Here is an 848-nt window from a genome sequence, read left to right as displayed (position 1 = left end):
GGACTATATGAGAAAAGTCCGAACAGTTTTCTGCCCGGACTTCCTCGCTCAATTATAAATCAACTCTGCTTTCACAACTTCCTCTGCCTGCGCCCTGCAAGCGTTCATCTGCCGCACCCATTCCATTTGGTTTTCAGCTTTCAGTTGCTCGGTCACGCCGTTTTGCTCTGCCAGTGACCGCACGATCAGCTCCATGCGGTTTCGTGCCGCTTCGTCAATCTCGGCGCAATGCTCAAAGAGCTTGTCGGATAGTACCAGCTCATTGAACAGTATCGGACGGTGCATTTCCAGATACGCCTTGCGAAGTCTGCCGTAGTGTCCGAGGGGCTTGGTCTTGCGGATAACGATGTTCGGGATAAGATAATCGCCGTTCTGTGTATAAGTGATATTCATGCTGTTTGTACTCCTTTCATCGGCTCTCTCTGCGGTAAACTGCTGACAGGGACGAACACTCCCTTTGCAATGTCCTCCGCACGAATGGCGGCTTTCTTGGCTTCGATTTCTGCCTTTTTTCTTCCCTTGATTTTGTCCTCGTATCGCTTCTGCGCTCCGCTGGCTTTCCGCTTCAAGTAGTTCTGATGAAGCCTGTCCTTGCGTTCCTCACGCTTGCGGATTTCCTCTAATTCCTCCGGGGTAAGCTCCACTTCACCAAACGCCGGGGGAACAAATCGACCGACAAAATTGAAGTAAATCTCGATCTCCTGTGTGGTCTGTATACTGCCTTTGCGGTCACGCTCATGCACAAGGATTTTCTCGATAAACTCGTTGAGCATAGCAATGGTCAGCTTGTCGAAGTTCTCATACTTGTCAATCAGAGCGATAAAACGATCAGCGTCCTTTTCGTGCTT

The 848-nt window shown here is 49.9% G+C and carries 2 protein-coding genes; both read right to left on the bottom strand.

Annotated elements, in window-relative coordinates; translation table 11 throughout:
• Nucleotides 1-48: 48 nt before the first annotated feature.
• Nucleotides 49-393, bottom strand: coding sequence for a TnpV protein (locus DW642_RS15665; protein ID WP_117511024.1), 345 nt, complete (start codon nucleotides 391-393; stop codon nucleotides 49-51).
• A partial coding sequence (locus tag DW642_RS16385) for a DUF4368 domain-containing protein (RefSeq protein ID WP_242991219.1) occupies nucleotides 390-848 on the bottom strand: 459 nt, incomplete at its 5' end. The genes DW642_RS16385 and DW642_RS15665, both read right to left, overlap by 4 nt.

It is taken from the genome of Blautia sp. AM23-13AC (genome assembly GCF_003435675.1).
Classification (GTDB): Bacteria; Bacillota; Clostridia; order Lachnospirales; family Lachnospiraceae; genus Fusicatenibacter; species Fusicatenibacter saccharivorans.
The sequence above is the reverse complement of the archived record's forward strand: the minus strand, read 5'-3'. Positions and strand labels throughout refer to the sequence as shown.